The sequence below is a fragment of the Intrasporangium chromatireducens Q5-1 genome (assembly GCF_000576575.1).
GTDB classification, from domain to species: Bacteria; Actinomycetota; Actinomycetes; order Actinomycetales; family Dermatophilaceae; genus Intrasporangium_A; species Intrasporangium_A chromatireducens.
The window spans coordinates 1-9217 of record NZ_AWQS01000156.1 but is presented as its reverse complement, the minus strand read 5'-3'; the positions used below and the strand labels follow the sequence as shown (position 1 = coordinate 9217).

The window sequence follows — 9217 nt, the reverse complement described above, 5'->3', positions numbered from 1 at the left end:
ACAGCTGCGAGATGTCGGTGGTGAAGGCCTTGGCGGCGATCCGGATGCCCTCGGCCATGGTCAGGTAGGGCGCCCATGCGTCCGCGACCTCGGCGATGGTCTTGCCGAGGATGTGTACCCCGGCGGCGGCGAGTTCGCCGGCGTCCTTGCTGACCGCGGTGAGTCCGAGGATCTCGCCGGTCTCAGCGTTGGCGACCATCTTGATGAAGCCCCGGGTGTCTCGGTTGACCAGCGCGCGGGGCACCGAGTCCAGCGGAAGGACGCGGCACTCGCAGCGGATCCCGGCGGCGAGGACCTGTTCCTCGGTCAACCCGACCGCCCCGATCGCCGGGCTGGTGAACGTCACCCGCGGCAGCCGGCTGTACTCGACCGATCGGTCGGCGTCGGTGAACGCGTTCTCGGCCACCATCGCGCCGTGGTGGGCCGCGACGTACACGAACTCGGGATGACCGGTGACGTCGCCCGCGGCCCAGACGCGAGGGTTGGAGGATTGGAGCTGGTCGGTGACCACGATCTGGCCGAGATCGCCGGTCTTGACCTCCACCGTCTCCAGGTTCAGTCCATCGGTGACCGGACGGCGACCCAGCGCGACCAGGATCTGGTCGGCGCGGAACTCCTGCTCCCCACCGGAGACGTCCGCGGTGACGACGACCTGCCCGGTGGCGGTGTCCCGGGTCGCGCGGGTGGGCACTGCGCGGCGGACCACCCGGATCCCTTCGTCGGCGAACACCTCCTGCAGCGTCTTGGAGACCTCCGGCTCCTCCCTCGACGCCAGCCGCGAACGCACCAGCAAAGTCACCTGGGAGCCGAGGCGGGCGAACAGCTGGGCCTGCTCCAGCGCCACGTAGCCGCCACCGAGCACCAACAGTGACTCGGGGACCTCGCTCAGCTCCATCGCCGACGTCGAGGTCAGATACCCGACCTCCTCGAGGCCCTCGATGACCGGTGCCCAGGGCCGGGCGCCGGTGGCGACCAGATAGTGGGCGGCCTCGACGGTTTCGAGGTTTCCGTCGGGTGCCGTCACCCGCAGAAGGGGCGCGTCGGGTGTGCCGTCGAAAGCAGCATCGCCTGTGACCACCCGCCACCCGTAGGACTCGGCGACGTCAACGTACTTCTCGCCCCGCAGGGCCTCGACCAGGTCTTGCTTGCCGCCCACCAGCGCCGGCATGTCCACGGCGTCCACAGCAGTGGCGATCCCTGGGAACCGGACGCTCGCGTCCGCGGCGACGTGCCGGGCCTCGGCGGCGGCGATCAGCGCCTTCGACGGCACGCACCCGGTGTTCACGCAGGTCCCGCCGAATGTGCCCCGCTCGACCATCACCACCGACTTGCCCAGCGTGGTTGTGCGGATGGCGGCGGCAAACGCCGCGCCACCCGACCCGATCACGGCAAGGTCATACGTCGTACCCATCCCAGTACCTCCCCGGTCGGTTGGGAAAATCGCTTGATGAGGCGATACTGGACCTTCCAGTACAGGGGAAGGTCAAGGGAGACCCGTGACACAGGAGGCGCGATGCGGATCGGGGAGATCGCCGAGACGGCCGGCACCACCGCCAAGACGCTGCGGTTCTACGAAGACCAAGGGCTGCTGCCGCCGGCTGAGCGCACCCCGGCCGGCTACCGCGAATACACGAGTGAGACCGTCGCACGGATCGACTTCATCCACCGAGGCCAGGCGGCCGGCCTCACGCTCATGCAGATCCGACAGATCCTCGACATCCGAGATCGAGGACAAGCGCCCTGCGGCCACGTCCGCGACCTGCTCGACGCACGCCTGACGGAAATCGAGCAACAGCTCGCCCAACTCACCGCGCTGCGCGACACCATCGCCGACCTACGCGACCAGGCGGCCGAGCCCGAACCCGAGTCTTGCAACCCCGACCAGGTCTGCCGCTATCTATAGGCCGTAGGCGAGGTTGGCTGCGGTGAGGGTGACGGGTCGGACGCGAGGTGATCGGGTGCGGAATCGCCGTGCTGATCCAGCTCGTCCAGATCGTGCACGGCTTCTACGGATTCGGGCCGGTGGCCGCAGATCCATTGCGACATTCGGAAGGGTGGTTGGTCGTTGAAGCGGGTGGTCAGTCCCCGAGGTACCAGTTCCGTTCCCAGCGGTGCCTCTTCAGAGTGTCCAACTGCGCGGCCGACAGTCGACGGCCGTCCATGGTCGCGGCATTTCGCTCGACGTTGCGGACGGTGCGCATGCCTGCGATCACCGTAGAAACCGCTGGCGACTCCAGCACGTAGCGCAGGGCCAGATCCGCCGTCTGGTCAGCGGAGATCCCGAGGTCCTCATCCAGCGCCTTGATGCGCTGCTCGACCTGCGCCGGCCGGTCGCCGCGAAAGTAGCCGTTGCGGAAGTCGCCGTCGGGAAACCGGGTATCCGCCGTGATGCGGCCTGTCAGACCGCCCTCGTCCAGCGCAACCCGCACGATCACCCCGACACCGTGCTCGGCACAGGCCGGGAGGAGCCGCTCTTCTGGCTGCTGGTGGAAGACGTTGAAGATGACCTGGACGGTGTCGACGACGCCGGACCCGATGAGCTCCAGCGCACTATCGGGCTGGAAGTCGTTGATCGAGACACCGAAGGCGCGAATCTTCCCCTGCTGCTTCAGGTCACTGACCGTCTCCAACCAGTCGCCCCGGCCGACCCACTCGTCGCTCCAGACATGGAACTGGAAGACGTCGAACGCCTCCAGGCCCGAGACCCGCAGGCTCTCCTCCACGCTGGAACGGATGTGGTCCCCGGGGAACGCCTTTGCCGGATCGAGACCACGCGGTGCGGGGAATGTGCCGTTCTTCGGTGGCACCTTGGTCGCCACGTACAGATCCTGGCCCGGGTGGCGCCGTACCACTTCCCCGACAAGCCGCTCACTCTCGCCGTAGCCGCGCGCGGTATCGATGAAGTTCACTCCAAGGTCGATGCCCCGTTCCAGGGCCCGCAGCGACTCGTCGTCCTCGGCGCCGACCCACCCGGCGCCGCCGATGCCCCAAGCGCCGTAGCCGAGCGCGGACACTGTCAGGCCGGTCTTGCCCAGTTCCCGATACTGCACAGCGATCTCCTCTAGGGTCATTTTCTTGCCGCGATCCTTGCAAACATGGGGGAAGAGCGCGCAAGCCGCCCACCGCATGAGAGCCGTTCGTCGTCGACGTCTTCGGACGTCGGACGTCGTCATTGATCCGGGCTCTGCGGATCGGTGCAGTAGTCGGTGCTCGTCAGCCGAGGAGCCGGCTGCGGGTCTGGCTGGTCAGGGTTCGCACGCCATCGCCCAGTCGCCTCCCAGCGCGACGGCCGCCCCGTCCGCGGCTGGGCGACGAGGTCGCGGTTCCACGTTTCGACCAGGTGCGTGTAGCGATGGTCCACATCGTGCACCGGGAGGACCTTCTGGACCCATGCCTCATCGGCCGGGTCGTGCGTAGTCGGCCCGTAGATCGAGTGGACAGTACGGCCCCTCCTCAGCGCGCCCGAAGCCGACCAGAAGAACCTCGACGCACTCGACCTGGCACGCCGCAGATGATGGCAGCCCGATAGATAGGAGCGCGGTACCGCGTGGAGAAGGGAGGTAGCCGAGCTCGTCGAGGCAGGGGGTGCGGGTTCAGTCTCTTCGACGCGGGCGGGCGCCCGGCCGGCGCCCCTTGGGGTGAGCGACCGTGGGTGAGGTGGATGCGGATTCGATGATCTGGCACACAACGGCGGGGTTGCCGTCGCGTCGGGCGGTGGCTGCGGCGCGACGTGCGTTGCGCAGGGATTCGCGCAGCCTGCGTAGGTCGGCGAGTTTCCGGTCGAGGTCGGCAAGGTGGGCGTCGAGCATCGCGGTGGCCCGTTGGCAGGGCTGCTCGCCACCTCGTTGGAGATCGAGGATGTCCTTGATCTCCTCCAGCCCCAGGTCGAGGGCCTTGGCGCGTCGGATGAAGTGCAGAACCGCGATGTCGTCGGGGGTGAACAGGCGGTAGCCGGCCTCGGTCCGCTCGGCTTCGGTGAGCAGTCCCTTGCGTTCGTAAAGCCGGATCGCTTTGGCGCTGAGCCCGGTCTGCTCGGCAGCACCTCCGACGGTCACGAGCTGCATCATCGTCCTCCTCGTGCGTGATCACGCATCGGTTTGACCTTACCTCCGGGGCAAGGTTCTACGGTAGTCGTGTCCATGTTGAGCAAGACGATTCCAGGAGGCGAACATCGATGGCGAAAAGCAAGCCGCGAGCCCTCAGACTGCAGGTGCAGGGTATGAGCTGTATCGGCTGTGAGCAGCGGATCGGTACCGCGCTGCGTCGTCTGGACGGGGTCGTGGAGGCCTCCGCCGACCACCTGACGGGTGAGGTGCGGGTGCGGTTCGACCCGACGGGCACGGACCGCGGCGCGCTGGTCGAGCGGATCGTCCTGGCCGGCTACACCGTCGAAGCCGACAATGCCACCGACACGAACATCGACACCGACAATGACAGCGTCCCGGTCGAGCGGGGGGACCGGTGACGGCCGGCGCGGAGGTCTCCGAGCTGTGGGCGGCTGAGCCCAGTGGCACCGAGGGTCGAGCACGGATCCGGGCCCGGATCGCGGGTCTCCACTGCTCGCTGTGCACCGGCACCATCGAGAAGGCCCTGGGCCGGATGCCGGGGGTGCAGCAGGTCGCGGTCAGCCTGACCCACGAGCAGGCGTTGATCGACTACGAGACGGCCGTGATCACCCCCGAGGAGATCCTGGGGACGCTGCGTGACATCGGCTACGACCTCTACGATCCGCGCAAGCTGCGTCCCTTCGAGGACGAGGAAGCTGACCTGGTCCGCGAGGGGGTGCGGCTGTTGGGTGCGGTCACCGCGAGCCTCGCCGCAATCGCGTTGATCCTCACGGTCTCGGGGCTCTGGTCATTGCTGGTGCCGGGGTCTGTCGTCGCGCTGATGGTGCCGGTCTCCTACGCCGTGCTGCGACCCGCCGGCCGGGCCCGGGCCCTGCTCGGGTCGTTGGCTGTCCTCACCCCGGCTGCGTTGCTCTACACCGGTCGAGCGGTCGGATGGATCGGGGAACCCGGAGCTGGGTGGTTGACCGGTGTGCTCGCGTTCGTGGTGGTCTTCGCGGTGGCGCCGCACATCCTGCGGATGGCCTACCAGGCCGCACGACGGGGGATCCTCAACCAGCATGTGCTGCTCGAGGTAGGCGCGTTCGCCGGTATCACCGGGGGAGTGATCGGCCTGTCCGGCGTGTTCGACAACTACCCGACCGCGTCATTCTTCGCAGTCACCGTGCTGGTGGCGAACTACCACATCTTCTCCGAGTGGCTCTCGCTGCTGGTCAAGACCCGGTCCAGCCAGTCGGTGAAGAAGTTGCTCGACCTCCAACCCGACACCGCGCGCGTCGTCCGCGACGGCGCCGAGCGCGACGTCCCGATCGGCCAGGTCGACGCGGGGGACCTCGTGCGGGTCCGCCCCGGCGAGCGGATCCCGGTCGATGGGCAGGTCCGCGAGGGCTTCTCGGTCGTGGACGTCTCGCTGGTGACCGGGGAGCCGGTGCCGGCCGAGGTTGGCCCCGGCGACGAGGTGGTCGGCGGATCGATCAACGGCGCCGGCAGCCTGCTGGTCACCGCGACCAGGGTCGGCACCGAGAGCTTCCTAGCCCAGGTGGTACGCCACGTGGAGGACGCCCGAGCCCTCAAACCGGGCATCCTGCACCTGGTGGACCGGATCCTGCGGATCTACACCCCGACCGTCCTGATCGTCTCGGGCCTCGCGCTGATCGGCTGGCTGGCTGGCAGCGGGGCGCTCGCCGGGGAACCGGAGGTACGCCGCGGTGTGTTCGCCGCACTCGGGGTGCTGGTCATGGGCTACCCGTGCGCGGTCGGGATCGCCGCACCGCTGGCGATCGTCCGGGCCGCCGGGGAAGCCGCCGACCGGGGCATCATCATGCGCACCGGGGAGGCGTTCCAGACCTTCGGCCAAGTCAGCGTCGTGTTGCTCGACAAGACCGGCACCCTGACCGAGGGGCGTCCCGACGTCCGGGTGATCGAGGCGCTCGACGACGAGGAGAACCTACTGCGGCTCGCGGCCGCGGCGGAGTCGTCCTCCGAACATCCGCTGGCCCGCGCCATCGTGGCCTTCGCAGAGAACGGCGGGTTGATCCTGCCCACGGCCCAGGACTTCACCTCGCTCACCGGTCTCGGCGTTATCGCCCGGATCGAAGGCCGCGACATCCTGGTCGGCAGACCTCAACTCCTCACCGACCGCGGCGTCGACCTCGCACCGCTCACCGAGTCCATTGCCCGGCTCGAACACGCCGGGCACACCGTGGTCGCCGTCGCGGCCGACCAGGCCGCCCTCGGGGTGATCGCCCTCGGCGACCAACTACGCACGGACGCCGGCGAGGCCCTCGCACAACTGAGAGCCACCGGGCTCACCCCGGTCCTGGTCACCGGCGACAACCCCCGCACGGCCGCGATCATCGCCGACCAGCTGGGAATCGACGACGTCCGGGCCGGGGTGCTCCCCGAGGACAAGGCCGCGATCGTACGGGAGTTCCAGACCGGCGGCGCCCGGGTGGCCATGGTCGGAGACGGGATCAACGACGCCCCCGCCCTGATGCAGGCCGACGTCGGCGTGGCGATGGGCGGCGGCACCGACATCGCGGTGGAGTCCGCCGACGTCATCATCGTCCGCGACGACCTCGGTGCCGTCCTGGGTGCCCGGGACCTGTCACGCTCCGCCTACCGGCGCACCCGCCACAACGTCGCCCTGGCGTTCACCTTCAACGGCATCGGCATCCCCCTGGCCACCACCGGCCTGGTCCACCCGGTCTGGGCGATGATCGCCATGGCCGCCTCGGTCACCGCCATCTTCGCCAACTCAATCGGCGCACGTCCCTCCCTGCTGTTCGACGCGATCGGCAGCGTCGCCCGCCGCACCAGCGCCCCCCCGGAGCACCAGCCCTCCTGACCTCGCCTTCCTCTGCAAGAAGTCCCATGTCCTCATTCCAGTCCCTCCATCACGAAGAACCGCCATGTTCCGAGGTGCCCGGCCTGGTGGTGCCGAGTATTGGAGCCTCGGCTGGAGCCGATCGCGCACCGCCTGACCGGGGAGTTCCCCGGCCGCCACCGCCCCGGTGGAGGCGCGGTTTCGGTCGACAGGGATAGGCGATGTCAGTCGGTTCCGGCCACGCGGTTGATCCGCGTCCGGAAGTCCGCCAGGTCCAGCCCGTAGGTCGGACCGCCGGATGCGAGGTAGCGCTCGATCCGGGCGTTGCCGCGCTCGAGCAGTCGCCCGGCGCCGGTGTCGTTGCCGCGCAGGGCGTGGGTCAGTCCGACGCACAGCTGGGCTAGCCCCTGCCAGAGGTCGTGCTCGTCCTCAGGGGCGTCCTTCCAGCGGGCTTCGAAGACCTCGTGTGCCGAGAACGGCCGACCCTGGTCCAGCAGCTCGATGGCGAACCGCACCGTCTCGAGGGGCGGCAACGGGTCTTCGGAGACCGGCTCGACCCCCGCGGTGCCGTACGGCAGCGGTCGGCCGAGCTCGTCGCGAGGCCTGGCCTGGCGTGGACGGCCCTCTTCGTCGCGGTCCCTGCTCACCATGGGCCCACCCTGTCGCGCCGCACGCGCAGAGACAACGGCGGCCGACTTCAACTCTCGAACCACGACGGCGCCCATCGAGCTCAGCGCGGCGCACGTAGGAGGCGAGGGTCTGCGTCGCGGGAGCTGGTGCTGGGCGTGGTCGCCGGTTACCGGTTCATTGTGATCCATCGGTGGCGTCCTGTCGGCGGCGTCGTCGAGGTCAGTAGCGGCCCAGCGTGCCGCGGCGCCGGGCGGCGCGCTCACCGAGCACGAAAGCGAGGATCCCGGCGGCCAGGTAGCCGAGCGAGACGGCGCCCATCGGGATCAGCCCGCCCAGTCCCCAGGCGGTGTAGGCGGGCTGGTCGGTGAACAGTGTGCGGTAGAGGCTGCCGACGACGTCGGTCAGTGGGAAGACGTGGCTTATCGTGGCCCACCAGCTCGGTACGGCGATCAGCGGCAGGGCGCTGGCGCTGAAGATCATCACCAGCATCAGCACGGCGTCGTTGACGAGCTGGATCCGCTTCCACACCAGCGTAGCGCCGGCGATCATCAGCGACAGCCCGATGGATGCCACCATCCCGAGGAAAAGTGGCAGCAGTGCGGCGAGGTCCCAGCCGATGTCCAGTCGCACGAACGCCGACACGATGCCGTAGGTGGCGGCGGCCACGAACAGGGTCTCCAGGAATGCCGCGGCGATCCTTCCGACGGCGACGACCAGCCAGCTGGGCAGCGGCGAGAGGAAGACCTGCTCGATGGTGCCCGCCTGGATCTCGCCGAGCAGTCGCCAGAACATCTTGACGACCTGCATGTACATGAATGTGAATGGCACGAACCAGACCACCAGGATCGCGGTGGTGTGGCTGTCCAGTGTCCAGGTGACGGTGCCCGTGGCGAGCCGGTCGCCTTGGCCCAGCAGAGGCCCGAGTAGCAAGGCGAACGCGGCGAACATCGGCAGTTCGATGAGGATCTGCAGTCGCTCGGACCAGGCGAAGCGGAACCCTTTGCGGATCTCGTTGCCGACCGCGCTCTGGTAGGCGCCAGCCGACAACGGCGAGGTTGGGTCTGGCGACGTGGCTGTGAGGGGGGTGGTCATCGGGGACTCAGCGCTCCTTGTCGCAGAGCGCGTCGCAACGCGGCGCCGTAGGTGATGTAGCCGGCAGCCACCAGCGCGACGGTGTGGACCAGCAGCCAGAGCAGGGGGCCGTCGGACCAACTGGCGCGCAGACCGTGTCTCAGCGAGGTGTTGAAGGCCTCGACTCCGAGGGAGGAGGGGATCAGGTGACTGACGGTCTCCATCGGTCCGGGGAACACCGTCACCGGCACCAGCATCCCGCCGAAGAACATGACGGCCATGTTGAACACGTGGGTGATCGCACCGATGCTGGCCACCCGCAGGGTGAGCGCGGTGATCAGCAGTCCGTAGCCGAGAAGGTCCACCACGGTTAGTGCCGCCGGGAGGAGCGCGGCCGGGTGTCCGGCGTAGTCCAGCCCGAACCAGAGCACCAGGACTGTCCCGGCGACGGCTGCCGAGAGCAGCCCCTCGACAGCAAGCGCGACGATTCGGCCGGTGACCTGCAGATAGGCGGATGCGGGGCTGAGTCGGGTTTGCTCGAGGGTGCCGCCGTTGATCTCCTCGGCGATCGCTCCGCTCCCGTTGATGGCGACCGCCTGGGCGAGGGTGACCGCAAGCAGGGCGG

At 68.7% G+C, this 9217-nt stretch carries 9 protein-coding genes; 3 read left to right on the top strand and 6 right to left on the bottom strand.

What is annotated here, in order from left to right; genetic code table 11:
* Nucleotides 1–1411 (bottom strand): mercury(II) reductase (merA, locus tag N864_RS15620; RefSeq protein ID WP_034718800.1); only part of this gene is annotated, 1411 nt, incomplete at its 3' end.
* A gap of 102 nt (nt 1412–1513) precedes the next feature.
* Between merA and N864_RS15615 the strand changes: the two genes are divergently transcribed.
* Nucleotides 1514–1903 carry a heavy metal-responsive transcriptional regulator gene (locus N864_RS15615; RefSeq protein ID WP_034718798.1) on the top strand — a complete coding sequence of 130 codons (390 nt, stop codon included), beginning with the start codon at nt 1514–1516 and terminating at the stop codon, nt 1901–1903.
* Between the two features lie 175 nt (nt 1904–2078).
* On the opposite strand, the gene N864_RS15610 is transcribed toward N864_RS15615, so the two are convergent.
* Both N864_RS15610 and N864_RS15605 read right to left on the bottom strand, forming a co-directional pair.
* Nucleotides 2079–3071 carry an aldo/keto reductase gene (locus N864_RS15610; protein ID WP_240474355.1) on the bottom strand — a complete coding sequence of 331 codons (993 nt, stop codon included), beginning with the start codon at nt 3069–3071 and terminating at the stop codon, nt 2079–2081.
* 522 nt (nt 3072–3593) lie between these two features.
* A complete protein-coding gene (locus tag N864_RS15605) occupies nt 3594–4067 on the bottom strand; it encodes a MerR family DNA-binding protein (protein WP_205620972.1) in 474 nt (157 codons plus the stop codon).
* Between the two features lie 107 nt (nt 4068–4174).
* On the opposite strand from N864_RS15605, the gene N864_RS15600 reads away from it, so the two are divergent.
* The gene (locus N864_RS15600; protein ID WP_051518670.1) at nt 4175–4465 is read left to right on the top strand and encodes a heavy-metal-associated domain-containing protein; all 291 of its coding nucleotides are present in this window, start codon (nt 4175–4177) and stop codon (nt 4463–4465) included.
* Nucleotides 4462–6912, top strand: a complete 2451-nt coding sequence (locus N864_RS15595) for a heavy metal translocating P-type ATPase (protein WP_034718796.1) — start codon at nt 4462–4464, stop codon at nt 6910–6912. The genes N864_RS15600 and N864_RS15595 overlap by 4 nt, the downstream gene beginning before the upstream one ends.
* 203 nt (nt 6913–7115) lie before the next feature.
* Here N864_RS15595 and N864_RS15590 read toward each other — a convergent pair whose 3' ends face one another.
* From N864_RS15590 to N864_RS15580, 3 genes are all read right to left on the bottom strand, one after another.
* Entirely contained in the window at nt 7116–7541 is a 426-nt protein-coding gene (locus tag N864_RS15590; protein WP_034718794.1) for a DUF309 domain-containing protein, read from the bottom strand.
* Between the two features lie 199 nt (nt 7542–7740).
* Nucleotides 7741–8613: an ABC transporter permease gene (locus N864_RS15585; RefSeq protein WP_051518669.1), complete on the bottom strand. Its 873-nt coding sequence runs from the start codon at nt 8611–8613 to the stop codon at nt 7741–7743.
* The coding region (locus N864_RS15580) for an ABC transporter permease (RefSeq protein ID WP_034718791.1) at nt 8610–9217 on the bottom strand (608 nt) is incomplete at its 5' end. The genes N864_RS15580 and N864_RS15585, both read right to left, overlap by 4 nt.

Bases quoted from the DNA above. Each gene is read 5' to 3' on its own strand.
- N864_RS15600 (WP_051518670.1), top strand. From the start codon at position 4,175: ATGGCGAAAAGCAAGCCGCGAGCCCTCAGACTGCAGGTGCAGGGTATG.
- N864_RS15615 (WP_034718798.1), top strand. From the start codon at position 1,514: ATGCGGATCGGGGAGATCGCCGAGACGGCCGGCACCACCGCCAAGACG.
- N864_RS15585 (WP_051518669.1), bottom strand. From the start codon at position 8,613: ATGACCACCCCCCTCACAGCCACGTCGCCAGACCCAACCTCGCCGTTG.
- N864_RS15610 (WP_240474355.1), bottom strand. From the start codon at position 3,071: ATGACCCTAGAGGAGATCGCTGTGCAGTATCGGGAACTGGGCAAGACC.
- N864_RS15590 (WP_034718794.1), bottom strand. From the start codon at position 7,541: ATGGTGAGCAGGGACCGCGACGAAGAGGGCCGTCCACGCCAGGCCAGG.
- N864_RS15605 (WP_205620972.1), bottom strand. From the start codon at position 4,067: ATGATGCAGCTCGTGACCGTCGGAGGTGCTGCCGAGCAGACCGGGCTC.